Below are 20,787 nucleotides of genomic sequence, written 5' to 3'. Positions count from 1 at the left end.
AAGTATGAATCGGTAGAACCGTCCTCCTGTTTTACCTTGAAACGGCAGGCTCGAGTATGGTCAATGTGTTATTCATAGTATCGAGCCGGGCGGAGGAGCCGATGGGGATAGTGGCTTTAAATGTGCCGTGGCCTGTGGCGAGGTTGGTCATGAGGGGTTTGCCCAAGGGTACAAGCATGATGTTAATTAGATCTGCATAAGGGGTGTTGTAGGAGATTGCGCATGTTGTGCATTCTCCCATCACAATCCCGATGCAGTCTTTAAATTTGCCCGCCATCTCAAGCTGGGTGAAATATCGGAAGACCATGTTTGTAGGTGCGTGAATGTCTTCTAAGAATAGAATTTTTCCTTTCGTATCGATTTCATATTGCGTGCCAAGGGTATTTACTATGGAAGTTAAATTCCCACCCACGATAGGACCTGTTACATTCCCTGGCACAAGACTTGTAAGTGGCATTTCTGGTGGGTTTTGTATCACCCGCGGTGCAGTCATGGTAGAGGTCGCTGCAAAAAATTGATTGAAATTGTACGGTGGAGTTTCCGCACGAAAATCAATGAGCATGAGGCTATGAAAAGTGATGAGATCACTAAACTGATAGAGACTGTTCAGCAGTACCGTTATGTCGCTATATCCGGAGAGGATCTTCGGATTATTTTTTATCACATTAAAATCAAGAAAGGGAAGAATGGTTTGAACACCTGTGCCCCCTCGAGTTGGGAGAATCAGCTTTACAGTCGGATTTTCAAACATCATCATGATATCTTCCGCACGTTGTTGTGCTGGAGCCGTCACAATTCCATCAAAGGAATAAACCCCTTTACCAAAAATCACATTGAATCCCATATTCCTCAAAAATTCTACTCTCGCATCAATAATCGTTGCATCCAGAGGGCTGCCCGGAGCAACCAAGCCAATCGTATCGCCCCTCTGAAGTATTGGTGGTTTTATCGCCATCTTATCCCCGCCCCCTAAATAAATCGTTACGATACAAATGAACAGACATTACTATTATGTATATGATGGGGATTTTTTTTTGAGAAGTGGGAAGTGGAGGTGGGGTGGAGAATCATCCAATATTTAAAAATTATGTCGGGAATGTCGGAAATACGGAGGATATTTCTCGGGAAATTTGTTGAAAGCTGAAACCAAAACAGAGAGAATGTAAAAACAAGTCATATCGCCGTACGATATGCAAAAAAAATAGGAAGCGGAGGGGTAGGTTCTCCTGCTTCCTTTATTTTTTAAACAGTGAAATTAGCCATCCCCAGCTTCCATTTCCGTTTCGCTTATGTAGTTCTTCTTCGAGTCGTTTGTTGAAATCATTTTGGGAGACCCATTCTTGCTTTTGCTCTTCCCGAATTTTTTTTAGTTCTTCCTGCAGAAGCTCTGCTCTTTCTTGTTCCTGAGCTAGTAGCGTTTCGTATTGATTTTTTTGCTGCTCTGAAAGTTTTTCGATCTTCGCATTTGTTCGTTGTGAAGAATTTCCAATGCTAGAGCTAATAACATGGTGGTCCTGCTGGAGCTGACCGAGCGTGTTTTTCAAGACAGCCATATCGTTTTTGAGCTGAAGGTTCATTTCACGAGTCGCTGCAAGCTCGTTGATTAAGTATTTAAAGGCCTCTTTTAATTGATTCGGGTCTTGTGGAAGTAAGTCATCCGTATCGGGTAGCGCTATGTCCGTTTCCTTCATTTCTTCAAATCTATCTTTTTGTTGAGATACAATAGCTTTTGCCGTACTATCTAGTGGTTTGTCTGTATCGCGTAACGCTACAAGCGCCTTGATATCCGATTCAACAAATATTCTCCGATCTCCATCCTTTAAAAACTCATACCCGTTCCGCTCTAAAATTTGGCCATACTTTCGTACAGTGGGTGTGGCAATTCCTACTTCTTCGGCCACTTCCTTTGTGGAATATGCACGTTCGTTCGCTTGTATATCGTTTCGCATATCGCACCTCCTGTTTTCAATATGAGGGTTTTCGACTATTTTTGCAAGGGGTATATCGCTTATTTTCAAAAGAAACCGATACAGTGGGAGACGTGAGATGAAATTAGTCGACAAGCTATCGAGTATAAAAAGAGGAGGATGTTATAGCGGGTGGCGATACAAAGGAAATGGTCAAATTTAAATTGTTTTGGGAGTAAAACTTTTTCCAAACAAACGTTTGTTCAAATCAACTTTTACCAAAGGATTAATGCGGCCTCCATTTCATTCGGGAAATTTAAGCAATTTTCGCGCGGTATATTGAAATAGCTTGAGGGAGAAGGGAAATTCCCAAAGTTCCGTTTTGAGATCCTGTTCTAATAAATCACATTGAGACTCACATAGGAATTGGCATAGGTCAGTATCAAATAACCTAGTCAATTTTATTCGTCAATTGATACAAAAATTGTAAAATCGGCAGTGTAACCTATGGTAAAATAAGGATAGGTTAAGATAGCGATTATTCCAATAAGGGTAGGATTGTGGAAGAATTAATATAATTTATATATTTGAGGGGAAAATTCCTATAAATAGTTGGTAGGTGAATAAATTGAATCAGAATATTATAAAGGATTTATCTGTGAATATTGGATTTATTAAAGTTCATCTTCCTGATTATACAATGTCAACCTTTATGATTGCTCAAAGCATAGCAGATGAATTTGGGGTAGAAACAAACCAACAAGCTATAAAGAAGCTACGCGGAGTTCTTAAAAATTCAGAAAATGATTTGTATAAGAAAGTAAAAACTGATTATGAAAGCGGCTCAATATTTATCCATACGAGTTCAAAAAAAGGGCCGGAAATTCTTCAAGTTGCTCTCATTATCAATGACCTTGCAATAGAACCCTATCGTCAAGAACTGGTCCCTGAAGATATATGCAAGATTAAGAGCATATTAGAAAATTGGAAACGCCCTAAACCACAAAAGTGGAAAGTTGGTGATGTTTTTACGTTTCCTTTAAGTGACGGTACGTATTCTTTCGGTCAAGTTTTATGGAAGACGAACAATTCCCCTAATTGTGCCCTTTTTGATTGTAGAGGTAATAAAAGCCTTCCGATTGAAACAATTACTTCCTCACCAGTAATTTCAGTTTTAAATATTACTGCAAACTGTATTGATAGTTTTAAATGGAAAGTAATTGGTAATACACCAGTTGAAATTACTAAAAATGATGTTCCTAAAAAGCATCAGGGTGAAAGTATCATTGGTTCACTCTCTTTTTCATCTGCAATTTTAAGTGAATTGGCAGAAGTATATTATGGACTAAAACCGTTGAATTCAGCTTATAAACAAGATTTCTATGATGAATTACTTATGCCTAAAATAAAAAGACCCCAAAATATAATTATCAAATAGCAGTTATTTTCTCTTAGACCATATCAGTTTTTTAGACAATCGGGGGCTTTTCTGTAATACAAAAGGTTTGTAGTATGGTGTAATAGAGTACTAAAAGGGGATGAATGTATGTTGTTGATTCTTTTATTTTTTGTTGTTATAGGTATAGGCACAATAATAGGACTACTTAAGGAACAATCAAATCAAAACAAAAGAATCATAGAGCTTCTTGAAGAGAGAAAGAAGAATGCAGAGTAATGCTTTTAATTATATGGAGCGCTAAATGAATAAGGGTTAACGCTCCTTCTTGCTGAGATCTATTAGACATTTTGATCCATTCTATACCTTCCAAGGAGGGATGATGTTTTTGGAGGAGATTTTTAAAGAAGTTAGTTTAACTGATATTACAAAGGTTCAGATTTGGGAAGTAGAACAAGAAGTTCAGCAAATAGCTTTCGAGGTAGAGGAACAATTTCAACACATTTTTAAAAGTCAATCATATACATTGCAGATAGATTTTAATAGATTTGATGTAAGTGCTAAGTCTTTTCCAGAATGCCCAAAATTATCGAAAGAACAATGTATGCAACCACATTATTGTTCTGCGATTTCTGTTGCTGTAACAGATTTAGATGGGAATTTAATTGGAGAGGAAGAAGAAGGTTATTTAATTGGTGAAGGTCTGACAATCTGGGAAGTGGATAAATCATTTTTAGGCTTTGTGGTTAATGAAAAATTTCCTTTTGGCTCTTCAAAAGGTTATATACTATCTATTTCTCACACTGAAATTAAGAAACTATTAGAGGATGACGTCTACTACTTGGCACAAGAGTTAAATATAGAAGTTAGTTAGGCATTGTTATAACACCATCGGGGGAGACTTGTTGAATAAGCAAGGGGATCCATACATATCAAGAGCAGAATATGATACGCATTTTATAAAAATTTGGAGGTGAAAAAATGAAGCCACACTTAGTGCTAGTAATACTTTTATCTTTCGTATTTTTACTTGTTGGTTGTGATGAAGTTAGTAAAAAAACAGTTTACTTACCAGAAGATGCTTTGAAAACGATTGAGGCTGAAAACGTGGATAGAGAAATAACGGTATATGGTTCTCATAAAGTGAATGAAGAGTTATTCTTATTTGTCTTTAGAGGGGTAATGAACGATAAGGATGTCTGGGTTGCTGAGATTCAAAAAAATAATGGTCAATGGGAAGCTAAAGAAGTAGTTCAAATGAATGGACCATTTGAAGGAATGAGTGACACTCAAACGGTAATTACGAATGATGATTATGGATATGAAGTAGGTTATATGGAAAGTAATATCCCGGTTACAGATAATTTGAAGGTTATTGAAATAGAAGGTATTGAAGAATGGAAAATTTGGATTAAACAATCTTAGTAGAACCATTGTTTTTGCTATGGCAGTTCATTACAAAACAAAAAGACTCGTCAATCGACAAGTCTTTTTACTTTTTATAGCTGCCTATGGGTGTCAAATGGGTGTCGTAAAGGGTTCAAGTACCTCAAAACGGAACCACCCAATTTCTTTTTATCGTATAAACATTTGTGTCCAGTAGTGTTGGTAGCCTTTGCTTCCTTTGTGGTGACCTACTCCGATATGGGTGAAGGAGGTGCTTAGGATGTTGGCTTTGTGATCAGGGCTGTTCATCCAACCGGTCATGACACTAGACGGACTTGTCTGGCCAGCTGCGATATTCTCGCCTGCTGATTTATAGGTGATACCGAATGTTTTCATCATCTCAAACGGTGATCCATAGGTTGGTGAGGTGTGAGAGAAATATTCGTTATCGTGCATGTCTTTTGATTTGATTCTTGCTACTTCACCAAGGTAGACATGGAGTCTTAGAGGTGCAACTTTATGTTTTTCCCGTTCCTTGTTGACGATTTTGAAGACCTCCCACTCGTTGCTACTTACTTTCGAGATGTCTCCGTCAACAAGTGTCAAAGCAGTTAGATCGTTGAATGCCATGCTAGATACAGCACTTTCCCCACCAAACACGAGGATGTCAGAGTAGCCTTGCGTTGTAATGGTTTGACGAACAATGTGAGGAACATTTGTTGGATCCGTGAGATGAATGGATGCTCCTTGCTTTGCTGCTAAAACAGAACCCGCTAAGGCATCTGCAAACTGTTTGCCAGTAGCAACATATATCGTTTCGTTTGGCATGGGAAGGTTCGTTATGACCCGATGTGCCGTTTCGTAGCGATCTTTCCCACTGATTCGGGATGCGTTTGGTAGGTTCTTTTTTACCGCATCGCTAACGGCACTTGTTCCCCCGATAATGGTAGTTTTAGATTTTCCTTTTACTGCTTGATTCGTTTCAGATGGCAGAGAAGTAGATTTGGTTAGTAAAATCGGAATCCCATTTTTTGCAGCGTACGGGACAACAGCCAAAGCATCTGGAAAATTACTCCCGTTTACCACGAAAACCTGCGAGGATTTTAGCTGTTGTGCAATCTTAGCGGCCGTATCGTAGCGGTTGCTGCCAGCGATTCGGTCTACCTTGATTCCCATCTGTTCTAACTCAGTTGCCACATTACTTGATATGGCAGCCGTTCCTCCAAGAATAATCGCTTTTTTCGCGCCTAATCGTTGGATTTCTTTTTTCGTTTCAGTATGTAAGCTGTTTTGAGGTGTCAGTAAAATGGGTGCATGGTGAGTGTACGCTAATGGACCGCCGGCAAGTGCATCTGGAAAACTATTTCCCCTTGCAAGTACGACAACCTCGGCACTCTTCCAGCCTTTATGTGAAATTTTTACCGCCGTACTATACCGGCTGTCTCCTGATATCCTCTCAGCAGCATCAACCTCTCTAACTACCAGCAAGCTAGCAAACACTATCACGACTAATAACAGTAAACGTTGCGGAAGCTTCATGATCATTCACTCCTTTATCTGTTGTATTTTTATTTTAGCAGATAAAGAGAAAATCCCTCTGATTCGAAAAAACTAAAGACAATAGACCTATAAAACTGTAAAATTATTGATATTACGTTATGCAGCATACGATAACTCAACAGAAGGAATGATTAAATGAAAGAATACGGTCTGTTTTTTGTTGGATTTTTTCTAATTGCCTATGTTGTTTTGATTGTTATGGGACTGGGGGAGACCATCACAAGCATAGGGGAGCTTTTTATTTTGTCACTCATAATGGTAATCGTGAAGTGGATGGGGGACAGTTTTTTCGCGGCATCAAAGAGTAAAAGTAAATAGGGAAACTGGGGGGATGGTTTTTTCATCTCACTTGCTTCATTCCCCTAAAACACACATAATAAAAGAAAGCTATTTTCGTAAACTTTGTTGCTACTGAGTATAGATAAGACACCCGTTATCAATGTTGCTATCATGTTCTTTTTGTGGAGGGAAATTTAAACATGTGGCAAATTTTTTTCGCATTGGAAGAAGTCTTAATTGCAACAATCTTTTAGAAAAGAGCATAAAAGAACGACGGTAGGTGATACGTGTGGCAAAGATCGTTGTAGTGGGTAGTTATGTCGTGGATTTGACAGCACGAACTCCTCATATGCCAAAGGCTGGGGAGACTGTTTTAGGTGGGCCGTTTCGAATGGGGCCAGGTGGAAAAGGTAGTAACCAAGCAGTTGCTGCGGCACGTTTGGGCGCTAAGGTTACGATGGTAACAAAGGTTGGAAAGGATCTTTTTGGAGAGGATGCTCTTCGGAATTTTACAAAAGAGGGCATAGAAACTAAGTACATCTCTCAAGTAGAAGAGGAGTCGACTGGCGCGGCTTTGATTGCAGTAGATGACGAAGGGGAAAATATGATTGTCGTGTCACTCGGCGCTTGCGGAACGATAACGGAGCAGGAAGTGTTGAGAGCGGAAGACGCATTTTTAGACGCTGATATGATCATGCTACAGCTAGAAACCTCTCTTGAAGCCGTAACCTCGACAATTAATCTAGCAAAAAAATTAGGAAAACCGGTTATTTTAAACCCTGCACCTTACCAAAACATTTCAGATGATTTACTCAAAAAAGTTACCTTTCTAACACCAAATGAAACCGAAGCGGGGCTGTTAACCGGTGTGGAGGTTACAGATGAAACCACTGCTCAAGAAGCTGCAGCCATCTTGCTTTCAAAAGGGGTAGAGGTGGTCATCCTTACGCTTGGCAAAAAAGGCTGTTATCTTCTAAAGCAAGGGGAAGAACAAGGAAAGCTCATTCCAGGTCATGTGGTCAAAGCAGTTGACACCACCGGAGCTGGAGATGCCTTCAACGGTGCCTTCGCTCATTTTCTAGCGGAGGGCTGTACGATTGAAGCTGCCTGCGTAAAAGCAAACAAAGCAGCAGCCCTCTCCGTCACCAAACACGGCACCGCACCAGCGATGCCGTACTTGACAGATCTTGAATAGGAGCGGCGGTGACGGTTTTCGTTTAATCCCAGTAAGACAAAATCAGTAAGATACATTTAATGAATTCACGCATGTCTTCCACCTCCGTTTCTGGACTTACCTGCATCAGAGCGCTACTTCGTCCAACTACCTGTTTTGGTACGGCTGCGTTCTTGACCATAGGTTGGTCCAGTTTTGATAAGAGGAACTTTCCCTGTGCCTCCAAAAGTGCTGTCACTATACTTACCCATCCTCATAACTCCTTTCTCCTTGTTAGGTTCGATTGCATTATGACCTAACTTTTCTGGTGTCATTCCGAGGGAAAAGGCGGTTATCAGACGGGAGCAATTAGTCTTTAATGGTAAACGTCTGAAAAAAATAATTTTCGACACAATCAAAAAAAGGAGTGTGAGCATCTGCTCAAACTCCTTTCTTTATTTTTACCTCATCAATTAATTTCCCGGCGGTGACCCACCAGAACCGTCCCCTTGCTTCCGTGGCATGATCAAAATTTCGACACGGCGATTTTGGGCTTTGCCTTGTTCGGTGGTGTTGGGTGCGACAGGCTGGTGTTCGCCAAAGCCTTTGGCGCTAAACCATTGAGGGTCAAGGTTGTCGTTTGCGAGCAGTATTTTCATAAAGTTGATGGCCCGCATGACGCTTAGTTCCCAGTTCGATTCAAAATCGGCATTGCCAATCGGCACGTTGTCGGTGTGCCCGCTGATAATGATATTACGTGGAGGATTAATCTCTAGCAATCTAGAAATTTCGTTCGCAATTCCAAGGTCCTCATTTCTCACCTGGTCGCTACCGGAGCTGAACAATACATTATCACGGATGAGCAACAGCAGCCCCTCATCTGATAACGATGACTCCAGCATGTCACCCAAGTCATTTTCGGCAATATAAGTATCTATTTTTTCCTGAATCGTCTTTAACTCCTGCATATCAGCAGCTTGATCATATTCCTGATCTCGTTCCTCGTTGCCCTCCTGCTGATCCTCTTCCTCCAGCGTAACGGCGTCATCCTGGTTAACTGGACTTGGATATTCGAGAATCCCAGTTCCTTTTGTAAAAACATCATTGAATACTTCCGAAAGTGCCTGGAACTTTTTTGCATCAATCGAGCTCATTGAATACAGAACAATGAATAAAGCTAAGAGCAGGGTTAGCAAATCAGCATAAGGAATGAGCCAACTCTCATCAATATGTTCGTCGTGATCGTGCTTTTTGCGACGCTTACTCATTGGCTGGTTCTTCGCTTTCTTCTAAAATTTTCTTGCGCTCACTCGTTGGTAAATAAGAACATAGCTTTCTCTCGATATTTCGTGGCGATTCACCCTGCTGAATGGAGAGAAGTCCCTCAATCATCATGTATTTAATATCGGCCTCAAGCTTTGATTTTCTTTTTAATTTATTGGCAAACGGGTGCCATAAGACATACCCGGTAAAGATACCAAGCAAGGTCGCCACAAATGCCGCACTAATGGCAAGTCCTAATCCATCAACATCATTCATATATTTCAAGGCAGCGACAAGTCCGATTACCGCACCTAACACCCCAAGCGTTGGTGCATATGTTCCTGCCTGTGTGAAAATAAGCGCACCAGCCTTATGTCGATCCTCCATCGCTTCAATTTCCTCTGACAAAACATCGCGAATAAATTCAGCACTCTGTCCATCGATGACGAGGGAAATGCCATTTTTCAAAAAGTCATCCTCCACATCACGAGAGGAAACCTCAAGCGCTAGCAAGCCTTCCTTTCTCGCAACTTGCGCCATTTCGGAAAAGTTCTTAATCAATTCCACGCGGTCCGTCAGCTTTTTTTCTTTGAACAACACACCAAAAAGCTTCGGCACTCTTTTTATTTCAGAGGTTGGAAAGGCAATCACAACAGCCCCAACGGTCCCGAGCAAAATAATCAACAATGCAGCAGGATTCACCAGCGCAACCGGACTAACTCCCTTCATAAACATCCCAACCCCAACAGCAAGAAACCCAATAATTAACCCAATCAACGATGTCTTATCCATCTCACACTCACCTATCTCTCCAAAACTATAACACTACTCTTTATTTCGACAGATTTTGAAAAATGTAAAGAGCTTGAGTGGGGTGGGGGGAAGGTTCTCATGGTTCACATAACGTAGGATTGGCCTGTAAACGGATGGTTTTTTGGGGGATAGCAGGGGAGAGGTTTATAGTGTTGTACATACAAAAATAGGTATTTTTTTTGTTTTTTTTAAATCTAGTGGTGAACGGCAATGATCTGCGGGTGGCACATCTCATAAATGTTTGTAGTTTTGGAGGGGGAGATTCTGACCTTTGATGGTAAGCCGCGAATCTTTGATGGTAAGATGCGGATCTTTGATGCTACCGGGTAAACCTTTGATGATAAATCAATTACCTTTCGAGCAAAACCCAAAACCTTTGGAGATATTGCTACCCCGCCCCCGAATTCCCCCAATCTCCCCGCACCGCTCCCGCATCCAACATCAAAAAACCGCACAGGCTGCTTGCTTCCTGTACGGTTATGATTGCGACCCGTATCCCTTAGGTCAGTCGCGTCACGTTTTATCCAACACAGTGCTCGTAAAGCTGTACTGCTTCTTTTACACTAAAGCCTTCTTTCACAATGGCATGAATGGCGCGGATCATGGCTTCTGGGTGAGGGGATTGCCAAATGTTACGGCCCATGTCGACACCGGCTGCGCCTTGGTTCATGGCGTTGGCGGTGATTTGCAGGGCTTCCTCAATGGTATCGAACTTCGGACCGCCCGCGATCACAATTGGGACGGGACACTTGCTTGTTACTTGCTCGAAGTTTTCGCAGTAGTAGGTTTTCACGATATCGGCACCCATTTCGGCTGTAACCCTTGAAGCTAACGCTAAAAAGCGAGTATCGCGTTTTTCTAATTCCTTGCCAACCGCGGTGATTCCAAGAACCGGTAGCCCGTAGTCATGCGCCTGGCTAACGACATGTGCGAGATTTGTGATCGTTTGCGTTTCATATGCCGAGCCGACAAACACAGAAACGCCAACGCCCACAACATTATGACGAATGGCTTCCTTCATGTTCGTCACGATGGTTTCATTTGAAAGGTCATTTAAAACAGTTGGTCCGCCGGAAACTCGAAGCACCATTGGCTTTTCTGTGTCTTCTGGAATGCAGGATGCAAGTGTTCCGCGTGTTAAGTAGAGTGAATCCGTATAGGGGAGAAGATCCTTTACCGTTTCACCGGGGCGTTCTAAGCCAGATATGGGCCCAAGGAAATAGCCGTGATCAATGGCTAGCATCACCGCTCGCCCATCAGGCAAAATTTTATTCAATCGATTTTTGAATCCCCATGTCATTTTGCACCACTCCTTCTTTAATGTTCAAAAAGCGTGTTTATTTTATCGACGGTTTTTCTATCACGACCGAGTCATTTCTACCAATGTGCGGTGACTTAATGAAGACGGCTTTGAAGCGCTCGGTGGACTGATTGATTAAGTAGTGGGAGTCACCTGGTCTGCATTGAATCATGTCGCCTGGTTTGGCCTCGACTTTTTCTCCATTAATGTAAAAGTCAATTTCGCCCTCTAAAATATAGAAGATTTCCTCGCATTCGGTGTGGTAGTGATTCGGAAAATCCTGGCCAGGCTTTAGCACTACAACACCTAAATCCACATTTGGTCCCTTGGTCAAATACTTCGGTCCATTATCGCCAAACCTGTATTCAAACTCCCTCTCGTTCACTTTCTTCATTTCTTCACCTCCTCTCAAACCTTAAAGTCCTGGAGCCTTCCACATATGTGATGTGAGGCCGATGTCGGCAAGCTTTAATTGTTCGATATACACCTTGCGCCATTTTTCATAGATTTCTAGATAGGTCTTATGATTCTCTAAATCTGGCATGTATGTGCATTCCCATTCGACCACGGTTGCAGCGGCTTCCTCAATGGAAGCAAACATTCCAGCTCCTAATCCAGCGAACATCGCAGTCCCAAGTGCTGCAGCTTCCTTCACGACAGGAACCCTTACAGGGACACCAAGCACATCTGCTAGTGTCTGACTCCACAGCTTGCCTTTTGATGCTCCACCTACGAAAATAACTTCTTTTGGAAAAAAGCCTGTGGACTCTCTAATGAGAAGCAGATTTCCGAGTGTTACTAATGCAGCGTTTTCCTGAAGCGACTTGAACATTTCCATTTTACCGGTGCGTTCGGCATCTAAGCTGAGGTTCAAAAAGGATGGTGCCGCGTGACGCCAGGCGATATAGTTCATCGTGTCAGAAAAAATGGGGAGGATGCCGTTGGAACCAACTGGTACAGTCCGTGCTTTCTCCTCCAAAATTTCATAGGCATCTCGACCCGTGAAACTTGCTTTTTGCTTTTCCTCCTGACAAAAGGCATCTCGGAACCATCTCATCACAAGACCGGGGAAAAAGCCGATTGCTTCCAGCTGCCAAAGACCTTCAACGGCATGGCAATTCACACGAATACGGCCGGATTTATCGACCAAGGGCTCCTTGATATTGACTTCTTGCTGCCAAAAAGAGCCGCCGGAAACGACGGTTTGTTCGTTGGCGATAGCCCCAGCGCCAACTGTAGCCATCTGTGCATCGCCACCGCCTGCCACGACTAGGGTGGAAGGGGAAAGTCCACACCGTGAAGCTGCTTCCTCTGAGACTGTACCAATCACCTTCCCAGCTTCATGAACTGGAGGGAAGATAGTAGCTTTCAGCCCGCAGCGTTCGGCAATTTCTACCTTCCAGCCTCGACTCTCTAAGTCAAACAATCCTGTTGTACAGCCGTTTGATGGGTCCACCTGTAGTACCCCTGAAAGCCGATAGAGAATCCAGTCATTAATCATGGTCATGCAAGCCACTTTTTCATAGATTTGTGGCTCATGTTTTTTTAACCATAAAAGACGTGGAATAGCGCCGAGGGCATAGGTTTGCCCAGACATATTATAGATATCGAGCTCCATGTGCTCATCGCGTTCCTTTAATTCCTTTACTTCGTATCCGGCACGAGCATCGACATTGGCACACGCCCAAACTTCCCGTCCGTCCTCGTCATAGAGCACCAAGCCCTCTCTCATGCTTGTGGCACTTAAGGCTTTTATGGTGGAAGGGGGGATTCCTGTCGTTCGAAGCACTTCCCTAATGCAGTTCACTACCTTTTCCCAGTTCGCTTCCCAAGCAAAATCCATCGAGCCCGGATAGCGAGGGTCCGCATGGTGGGTCCATTCCTGTTGAGCTACACCGAGTTGCTTTCCTTCCTTATTGAACAATACAGCGCGGATGCTACCGGTTCCCGCATCTAGTGATAAAATGTGCTCCATGCTACACTTGCACCTCCATTTTTAATAAGGAGTAAGCCGTTTCTTCATCGGTAACGAGAGTGTGGACATAGCCGCCCTTAAGCGCACCATAGATCGCTTCTGTTTTTTTCTCGCCGCCAGCGACTGCAATGACATTTTTTCTTTTAGCTAAATCCTTTAGTGACATGCCTATCAATCTTTTGTGATGAGGAAGAGGAAGCACCTCCCCGTTTTTATCAAAAAATTGTCCTAAAATATCGCCAACAGCTTGCTGCTGTTTAATGAATGTCAGCTCATTCCATGTCATTTTTTCCTCTTGAATAATCGTTGCCTCTGGACAAACACCGCCAATGCCAACAAGGATATATTTACTCAAGCGGCCAAGTGACAGAATTTCTTTAATGGAGGGCTCTGCCAGTAAGCTTTCCGCCATTTCTTCAGAGGAAGCGAGAAAGGGAGCTGGAATGACGTGGATGTGGCGGAATTTTTCCATTCCTCGATCCTGTGTTGTCCGGTTATGAAGATAATAGTTGACACCCCCGGTTAAGGTAACAACAGATACGGCGCTGGTTGGCTCCATAGAAAGGTAATCGATGGTTCGGGATACGGCTTTTCCCCAGCCAAGGCCCACAAGGTCATCAGGTTCCAGCTTATGATTAAGAAATTGCGAGGCGGCACGGGATAAGCTGTCGCTAAGGTTATCACGATCAGGAGGGGTAGGAATAATGAATGCATTGGATAGTGCGAAGGCTTCTTGGAACTCTTTCTCCACCTTTAAACCATTTGTCTCCATGCCTCGTATTTGAAACTGCACAACCCCCTCTAAACGTGCTCGCTCTAATAAGCGAACCACTTTGGTACGGGAGATTTCCAGTAGTGAGGCTATTTCATTTTGGGTCATATTTTCCTTGTAGTAATACCAGGCGACCTTAATAAGTAAGTTTTCTGTGTAGCGATCTTGTATCATCTGTTCTACACTCCTCCACAAATGTGCGCACAGGAGAAAATTGTTCGCGCTTAATCCAAAATATATCCACCGCTTCTATAGAAAAGAACTAGAAATCCTTTTTTAGAAAAAGAAAAGAACAGAGGAATACTTGCGGATATGCCTGTGTAATAAATTTTCAACCCTCGCATATCTGTGAACATATTTGTGCCATGCTGACATATGTTTATGTTGTAAGCGCTTAAAAAAATTGACACACAAGGTGGTGAACAAAACCATGGAGGCAAAGAATGCTCCACTCCTTGAAATAGAAGAGATGTTTAAGCAATTTGCGGGCAGTAAGGTGTTAAATGGGATACATTTTTCTGTCTATGCAGGTGAAGTTCAAGCAGTGGTTGGCGGAAATGGAGCGGGCAAGTCAACTCTGATGAAAATTATCACGGGATTCTATTCTGCGGACCGAGGAAGGATGACGGTAAAGGGGAAGCGGGTTCGGTTTTTATCCACCTCTGAAGCGCATCAGCATGGCATCTACCTTGTCCCCCAGGAGCCTCTTATCTTTCCGAACATGACGGTGGAAGAGAATATCACCATTGGCCTACCAGGAAAAAAATCAGTGCTAAAAGCTAAAATAAAGAGCTTGATCAAGAAGCTTGGTTGGAAATTAAACCTAGAAGAAACGGCATTCTCGCTTTCGATTGCAGAGCAGCAGCTTGTGGAAATTATCCGCGGCTTGGCTCGGGAAGCAGACATTCTCATATTAGATGAGCCGACTTCCACCTTAACCTTTGGGGAAATTGACAGCCTCTTTCAAACAATAAAGCGGCTTACCAATGAGGGCATTGGCGTCATCTATATCACCCACCGCTTCTCAGAAATTTTTCGCATTGCCGACAGTGTTTCTGTTCTGCGCGACGGTGTTATTTCTGCACAAGGGCCGGTGTCAGCATTTACTTATGAAAGGCTGCTTGCAAGCCTGATGCCAGAGGGGGCAATCAAGGAAAATGGGCAGGAATCTCAAGTGGAAACAGAATGTGACCGCGAGACTGCTCCCATTTTAAGGCTTGAAAAGCTAACTTCACAAAAGTTCCACGACATCAGCTTCTCCTTATTTTCTGGAGAAATCCTTGGAGTTGCTGGAGTAGTGGGGGCCGGAAGAACAGAGCTCGCACAAGCCATTACCGGTCTAAGTGGCATCGAAAATGGTGAAATCATCCTACACGAGAAAAAAGTTCAGCACTTATCTGTCAGAGAGCGGTTGGATCAAGGCCTGATTTATGTTCCGGAGGACCGTCATAAACATGGAATTTTTGCACTCACTTCTATTCAATCCAATATTTCCTCTACTATTCTTCATCACCTCACGAACTTTTTTCTGCCTTTTTCAAAGGAACATGCTCTTGCAACAAGCTATATAAAGAAGTTTCAAATTAAAGCCTCCTGTAGCAAGCAGGAAGTGCAAAACCTCTCTGGAGGAAATCAGCAAAAGGTAGTGCTGTCCAAATGCCTGGCCGCTTCCCCGCGGGTCATCATTCTTGATGAGCCGACGAGGGGAATTGATGCTAATGCAAGAAAAGACATTTATCAAATCATCCAGCAGCTAAAAAATTTGGGCTTAGCGGTTATTCTCATCTCCTCTGATATGGAAGAGATTGTGCGCTTAAGTGACCGAGTGATTGTTTTATATGAAGGAAAATTGGTCAAAAGGTTTGACGTGCGTGAAGACATTACCCCAGATAACATTGCGTCCTTTGCTTTTGGTGTAGAACAGGAGGTGGGGAAATGACCTTCCTCATGAAAATGCTAAAAGCAAGAGAATGGTCCATTGTGCTTTTGTTTGTCGCGTATGTGCTGTTTGTCACAAGCCTCAATCCTTCCTTCTTTTCCGCCGCATCCCTTTCGCTGCTAGTAAAAGCAAGTGTCATTCTGTTGCTTATGGCAGTTGGTCAATCCTTCGTGCTTCTCACAGCCAATATAGACGTGTCTGTGGGATCCATCATGGGTTTATCGGCAGCAGTATGCGGTGTCTTGTTGGTTGGGGGATACAGCCTTTGGGTAGTGATTCCTGCGGTGCTTATCGTTGGGGCAGTGGTTGGTCTAGTGAACGGCATCGGTGTGTCCTACCTTCGCGTACCTTCTATTATTATGACACTAGGAATGCTTGGAATCATTCGAGGACTTATGCTTATTTTTACAAAAGGAATGTGGATCGAAAACATCCCCAATTTTTATAAAAAATTATCTGGAGTGACCTTCGTTGGCTTGAATTTACCCGTATGGATTTCGCTTGGACTTTTGTTGGCTGCGCATGTTTGGTTAACGAAAAGCCGTTTTGGCCGCTACTTTTTTGCTGTTGGGGATAATGCCGACGGTGCGCGACTTGTCGGAATACCCGTACGTAAGGTAACGGTACTTGCCTTTATTTTATCAGGCGTGTCCGCTGCACTTGCCTCTCTTGTATTTGTCATGAACATCGGATTTGTTCCCAATCAAACCGGAACAGGTCTAGAGCTTCAGGTTATCGCTGCAGCCGTGCTTGGCGGAGTGAGTCTGACTGGCGGGATCGGAACCGTTATTGGTGCCGGCTTAGGTGCAATCTTCCTCACTTCTATCACCAATTCCTTAGTTTTTTTAAAAATACCAGCCTATTGGAACAATGCCATTTTCGGCTTTCTATTATTGATTATTGTAGTAGGCGATTCGCGGTTTCAGGCGTTTGTAAAAAAAGAGAGCAAAATAAAACGGCAGAAAGTGTTGGGGCCGCTAGAAAAAGGAGGGTCTGCCAATGGCAAGCAGCTGGACGATGTTACGTAGATGGGAAGCGGTTCTTGTCCTTTTCGTTGTTTTGGAATGCATGCTGTTTAGCATCCTCTCCCCAGGGTTCATGCGGCTCGATAACTTACTCTACAGCATGAATGATTTCGCGTTTATTGTGCTAGCTGCTATTCCTTTGACCTTTGTCATCATCACAGGTGGCATCGATGTATCCGTTGGTTCGGTGATGGGCCTGACCTCCATTGTCGTTGGGGTGCTTTGGATGAACGGGATGTCGGTGTGGCTCGCTTTGATGGTGGGCTTGTTGGTGGCAGTGATAGCAGGAGGGGTGAACGGGTCGCTTGTTGCCTTTACTACTGTCCAGCCGCTTGTCGTCACACTTGGAACGATGTTTTTATTCTCAGGAATCGCGCTTGTCATTTCAGGTGGCTCCAGTGCCTCTGGGTATGAGGGGATCAGTGGATTTCCAGCAAGCTTTGTCGAGCTCGCAAATGGAAAGGTATTAGCTGTCCCAAACCCGATATGGCTGATTGTAATAAGTGTTATTATCTTTGGGATCTTACTCCATTACACACGCTACGGGCGTAACGTGTTCCTGGTGGGGATCAATATAAATGCAGCTGCTTTTAGTGGCATTAAAACAAAATGGACTGTCATGAGTACGTATATGCTATCAGGTCTTGGAGGTGGTATCGGGGGAATTGTGCTGACATCCTATTTTAGCTCAGCACGTTCTGATCTTGGTGCTGAAGCAGTACTGCCCGTCATTACGGCAGTAGTACTTGGTGGAACAAGTATTTTTGGAGGGCGAGGCAGTGTGCTAGGTACTGCCATTGCTTGTGTGTTCATTGGTTTGATGCAATACGGTCTTCAGATGAGTGGGTTATCGAGCCCGCATATCAGTGTGGTCATAGGCAGCATCCTGATTCTTGCAGTAATTCTGAAGTATGCAAAATGGCACGCAATCTTAGGGTTATTTTACAAGGGGGATATGACAGATGAGAAAAGCTAGACTGATTTGCTTATTGGTGCTTGTGCTTGTGTTGGGAGTGTTCATGGCAGCTTGCGGAGGTGGCGACGAGGCAAAAGACGCTAAAGATGTAAAACTCGCCTTTATTCCGAAGCTAACGGGTGTAGGGTTCTTTACGTCTGGTGGTCAAGGTGCGAAGGAAATGGCCGATTCGCTTGAAGTGGACCTAAAGTATGATGGACCAACGGAGGCCACAGTTGCAGGACAGGTACAGTTCATCAACAACTTTGTAAACCAGGGATATGACGCCTTGATGATTTCATCGGTGTCCGTGGATGGCTTAAGTCAGGCATTACAGCGTGCCAAAGATAAAGGGGTAAAAATAATTACATGGGATTCCGACGTGAACCCAAAAGACCGCTCCTTCTATATCAATCAGGGAACACCAGAACAGCTTGCAGAGCTATTGATCAAAATGACGTCTGACCAGATTGGGGATACAGGCAAAGTAGCCTTCTTCTATTCCTCCCCAACGGTAACAGACCAAAACCAATGGGTAACAAAAGCGAAGGAAATTATTGCAGCTGATTACCCAGGCTGGGAAATTGTGACCACCCAGTTTGGTGAAAATGATGCCCAAAAATCGTTATCGGTTGGAGAAAGTATCCTGCAAACCTATGAAGACATCGACGCCATCATCTGCCCAGACGCAACCGCACTACCAGCAATGGCACAGGCTGCAGAAAACTTAGGCAAGGACGGGGAAGTGGTCATTACAGGATTCTCCACACCAAACGTTATGCGCGACTATGTGAAGCGTGGAACCGTGGAGCAATTCGGTCTATGGGATGTGAAACAACAAGGCGCACTAGCAGCTTACGTGGCCTACCTGATGACTGTGGAAGGCAAGGAGCTTAAAGTCGGCGACGAATTCGACGTTCCTAACATCGGTACCGTCAAAATCGAACCAAACACCATCCAAGGCTACGACTACACCGCCGACGACAGCGGCATCATCCTATTGCCAGAACGTGTTATCTTCACCAAAGACAACATCGACAACTATGACTTTTAATATGAGTGGGGCAGGGGGGTGGTTCTCCTGCCTTTTTTTCTTTAAACTAACCACCCACAAAAAAAAATCCACCCCCAAGTAGGCTTTTTCTATGTCGATTTTTCATATTCTAAAAAACTATCCCCTTTTATCCTCGAATAATATTTTTCAATCAAACGTTCCATCAAATGAAATTTTCACATGAGGAAACCAGCGCAAAATGAAAAGTGACATTTTAAAGCAATTTTTTCGCTTTATTTTAGAATAGTTTTCTATCCCTGGTTATCATTACCTTTGAATAATATTAGCCTTTTTAATAAAATGGAATCGAAAATACATAGAAGATTCAAAATAGTTATAAAAGGGTAGGAGTCATTTACAATATCATAAAAAGTAGACGAGACGAGGGATAGTGGCAGAATTGGGAGCTTGTGAAATGGCATGAGAAGTCAGGAGCAAGTGGAGCCACCAGAACCGTCCCCCTGCTTCACAAGGAGGCATATTGATGAGTGGCTTGGTAGGGAAAAGGTTGTTGGCAGTATTTTGTGTGTTGGTGTTGGTGATGCCGGTGTTTTCGTCGGTGAGTGCGAGCACGAGCACGAGTGGGAATGTTGTAGAGGATAAGGTTTGGAGTAAGTTAAAGAGTGAGAAAGGTCCCGTTGAAGTGATTGTGACGTTTCATGGGGACGATAAGCCAACAGCTGCAAATCTTGAGTTGTTAGAGACGCTTGGAATTTCCAAGGCCGTTTCGTTGAAATCCCTACCGATGGTTGGAGCAGTGGTAAGCAAATCTCAAGTGGAGGAGCTATCACAGCAGGAGGAAGTGCGTTCTGTAGTTTTAAATGAAAAATTGACTTATTATAATGCCGAGTCCACAGAGTACACTGGTGTTGACAGAGCAAGAGCTGATGAAAATTTTAAACAGCAGAATGGTGGCTTGCCTGTTACAGGTAAAGGTGTGGGCGTTGTAGTGAATGACAGTGGTGTAGACGGTACACATCAGGACCACCAGTTTGGAAAAAATCTGGTGCAAAATGTGCTTGGATCAGCGAATTTGCAGAGTCTCACTGGTATTGTGCCGGTGCCTTATGTAGAGAATGTGCCAAACACGGATACGAATTCAGGGCACGGTACGCATGTGGCTGGAACAGTTGGTGGAACTGGGGCAATGTCTGATGGTCTTCACGAAGGTGTCGCACCTGGAGCGGACTTAATTGGTTATGGTTCTGGGGCTGGGCTGTTTATTTTAGATGGCATTGGCGGATTTGACTATGCGCTTGAGAAACAAGATGAGTACAACATTAAGGTGATTACGAATTCTTGGGGTGGCAGCGGAGATTTTGATCCGAATCACCCGATTAATATCGCGAGTAAAAAAGCGTATGATAGTGGAATTGTTGTGTTGTTTGCAGCTGGAAATGAAGGTCCAGATGAGAACACCCATAATCCATATGCAAAAGCTCCATGGGTAATCTCAGTTGGAGCTGGTACGAAGGATGGGGCGTTAGCTGACTTTTCTTCGCGTGGAACGGAAGGTGTCGGCGGAACCTTTGAAATGGATGGAAAACAGTGGACATGGAAGGATGAGCCAACCGTTGTCGCACCAGGTGTGGACATCATTTCGACAAGAGTAATTGCGCCGCTTTCCGGCCTATCGGCACCAAAGGATATTCAGATGATTGCTCCTGAGCATCTGCCATTCTATACCGTGATGAGCGGAACATCGATGGCAACGCCGCATGTCGCAGGAATCACGGCATTGTTGCTGGAGGCAAATCCAAACCTCACACCAGACCAAGTGAAACAGATTATTCAAGATACGGCGACTCCGATGGCTGGTCATCAATCATGGGAAGTTGGAGCAGGATATGTTAATGCGTATGAAGCAGTGAAGGCAGCATTTGCCTTGAAATAATATGGAAGCGGGGGACGGTTCTCCTGGTTCATTCGAACATGGAATGAATCGCTAGAACCGTCCCCCTGTTTTATTTTTACATACTTTTTACTTTTTTTATTAGTGATTTAATTATA

The 20,787-nt window shown here is 43.5% G+C and carries 18 protein-coding genes and 1 pseudogene; 10 read left to right on the top strand and 9 right to left on the bottom strand.

The genetic code is table 11. The features are described 5' to 3' along the window. Window positions 1–31: 31 nt before the first annotated feature. Both FIU87_RS18665 and FIU87_RS18660 read right to left on the bottom strand, forming a co-directional pair. Window positions 32–955, bottom strand: coding sequence for a S66 peptidase family protein (locus FIU87_RS18665; RefSeq protein WP_152445970.1), 924 nt, complete (start codon window positions 953–955; stop codon window positions 32–34). A 280-nt stretch (window positions 956–1,235) separates the two neighbouring features. Beyond that, window positions 1,236–1,949, bottom strand: coding sequence for a MerR family transcriptional regulator (locus FIU87_RS18660; RefSeq protein WP_152445969.1), 714 nt, complete (start codon window positions 1,947–1,949; stop codon window positions 1,236–1,238). A 577-nt stretch (window positions 1,950–2,526) separates the two neighbouring features. Here FIU87_RS18660 and FIU87_RS18655 point away from each other — a divergent pair. The 3 genes from FIU87_RS18655 (at window position 2,527) to FIU87_RS18645 (ending at window position 4,728) form a co-directional block, all read left to right on the top strand. Further along, window positions 2,527–3,345, top strand: coding sequence for an Imm26 family immunity protein (locus tag FIU87_RS18655; protein ID WP_152445968.1), 819 nt, complete (start codon window positions 2,527–2,529; stop codon window positions 3,343–3,345). Between the two features lie 346 nt (window positions 3,346–3,691). Beyond that, complete coding sequence (locus FIU87_RS18650) at window positions 3,692–4,177, top strand: hypothetical protein (RefSeq protein WP_152445967.1); 486 nt, start codon at window positions 3,692–3,694, stop codon at window positions 4,175–4,177. A gap of 107 nt (window positions 4,178–4,284) precedes the next feature. Beyond that, the gene (locus FIU87_RS18645; protein WP_152445966.1) at window positions 4,285–4,728 is read left to right on the top strand and encodes a hypothetical protein; all 444 of its coding nucleotides are present in this window, start codon (window positions 4,285–4,287) and stop codon (window positions 4,726–4,728) included. A 150-nt stretch (window positions 4,729–4,878) separates the two neighbouring features. Here the strand turns inward: FIU87_RS18645 and FIU87_RS18640 are convergent, their stop codons facing one another. Then, window positions 4,879–6,228 (bottom strand): cell wall-binding repeat-containing protein, encoded by a 1,350-nt coding sequence (locus FIU87_RS18640; protein WP_172971112.1) that lies wholly within the window; start codon window positions 6,226–6,228, stop codon window positions 4,879–4,881. A gap of 156 nt (window positions 6,229–6,384) precedes the next feature. Between FIU87_RS18640 and FIU87_RS18635 the strand changes: the two genes are divergently transcribed. Both FIU87_RS18635 and rbsK read left to right on the top strand, forming a co-directional pair. Then, entirely contained in the window at window positions 6,385–6,567 is a 183-nt protein-coding gene (locus FIU87_RS18635) for a hypothetical protein (protein WP_152445964.1), read from the top strand. Window positions 6,568–6,817: 250 nt separating this feature from the next. Next, window positions 6,818–7,723: a ribokinase gene (rbsK, locus tag FIU87_RS18630; RefSeq protein ID WP_152445963.1), complete on the top strand. Its 906-nt coding sequence runs from the start codon at window positions 6,818–6,820 to the stop codon at window positions 7,721–7,723. A 431-nt stretch (window positions 7,724–8,154) separates the two neighbouring features. Here the strand turns inward: rbsK and motB are convergent, their stop codons facing one another. The 6 genes and pseudogenes from motB to FIU87_RS18600 form a co-directional block, all read right to left on the bottom strand. Then, complete coding sequence (motB, locus tag FIU87_RS18625) at window positions 8,155–8,949, bottom strand: flagellar motor protein MotB (RefSeq protein ID WP_152445962.1); 795 nt, start codon at window positions 8,947–8,949, stop codon at window positions 8,155–8,157. Further along, window positions 8,942–9,736: a flagellar motor stator protein MotA gene (gene motA, locus FIU87_RS18620; RefSeq protein ID WP_152445961.1), complete on the bottom strand. Its 795-nt coding sequence runs from the start codon at window positions 9,734–9,736 to the stop codon at window positions 8,942–8,944. Before motA ends, motB begins: the two co-directional genes overlap by 8 nt. A 541-nt stretch (window positions 9,737–10,277) precedes the next feature. Next, window positions 10,278–11,060, bottom strand: a pseudogene (lsrF, locus tag FIU87_RS18615) (3-hydroxy-5-phosphonooxypentane-2,4-dione thiolase); the annotation flags it as partial. Between the two features lie 34 nt (window positions 11,061–11,094). Beyond that, a complete protein-coding gene (locus FIU87_RS18610) occupies window positions 11,095–11,451 on the bottom strand; it encodes a cupin domain-containing protein (protein WP_152445959.1) in 357 nt (118 codons plus the stop codon). Window positions 11,452–11,472: 21 nt separating this feature from the next. Next, on the bottom strand, window positions 11,473–13,032 hold the full coding sequence (gene lsrK, locus FIU87_RS18605; RefSeq protein ID WP_152445958.1) for an autoinducer-2 kinase: 1,560 nt from the start codon (window positions 13,030–13,032) through the stop codon (window positions 11,473–11,475). A gap of 1 nt (window position 13,033) precedes the next feature. Continuing rightward, the gene (locus FIU87_RS18600) at window positions 13,034–13,978 is read right to left on the bottom strand and encodes a sugar-binding transcriptional regulator (protein ID WP_152445957.1); all 945 of its coding nucleotides are present in this window, start codon (window positions 13,976–13,978) and stop codon (window positions 13,034–13,036) included. Between the two features lie 256 nt (window positions 13,979–14,234). Between FIU87_RS18600 and FIU87_RS18595 the strand changes: the two genes are divergently transcribed. From FIU87_RS18595 to FIU87_RS18575, 5 genes are all read left to right on the top strand, one after another. After that, window positions 14,235–15,743: a sugar ABC transporter ATP-binding protein gene (locus tag FIU87_RS18595; RefSeq protein ID WP_152445956.1), complete on the top strand. Its 1,509-nt coding sequence runs from the start codon at window positions 14,235–14,237 to the stop codon at window positions 15,741–15,743. Next, window positions 15,740–16,771 carry an ABC transporter permease subunit gene (locus FIU87_RS18590; protein WP_152445955.1) on the top strand — a complete coding sequence of 344 codons (1,032 nt, stop codon included), beginning with the start codon at window positions 15,740–15,742 and terminating at the stop codon, window positions 16,769–16,771. Before FIU87_RS18595 ends, FIU87_RS18590 begins: the two co-directional genes overlap by 4 nt. After that, a complete protein-coding gene (locus tag FIU87_RS18585) occupies window positions 16,743–17,744 on the top strand; it encodes an ABC transporter permease (RefSeq protein WP_253905464.1) in 1,002 nt (333 codons plus the stop codon). The genes FIU87_RS18590 and FIU87_RS18585 overlap by 29 nt, the downstream gene beginning before the upstream one ends. After that, on the top strand, window positions 17,731–18,777 hold the full coding sequence (gene lsrB / locus FIU87_RS18580) for an autoinducer 2 ABC transporter substrate-binding protein LsrB (protein ID WP_152445954.1): 1,047 nt from the start codon (window positions 17,731–17,733) through the stop codon (window positions 18,775–18,777). Before FIU87_RS18585 ends, lsrB begins: the two co-directional genes overlap by 14 nt. A 484-nt stretch (window positions 18,778–19,261) precedes the next feature. Continuing rightward, window positions 19,262–20,671, top strand: a complete 1,410-nt coding sequence (locus tag FIU87_RS18575; protein WP_216647509.1) for a S8 family serine peptidase — start codon at window positions 19,262–19,264, stop codon at window positions 20,669–20,671. Window positions 20,672–20,787: the final 116 nt, after the last annotated feature.

The sequence above is a fragment of the Bacillus sp. THAF10 genome, from assembly GCF_009363695.1.
Lineage (GTDB): Bacteria > Bacillota > Bacilli > Bacillales > Bacillaceae_I > Sutcliffiella_A.
Note: the sequence above shows the minus strand (reverse complement) of the source record. Positions and strands in the feature narration are given on the sequence as shown.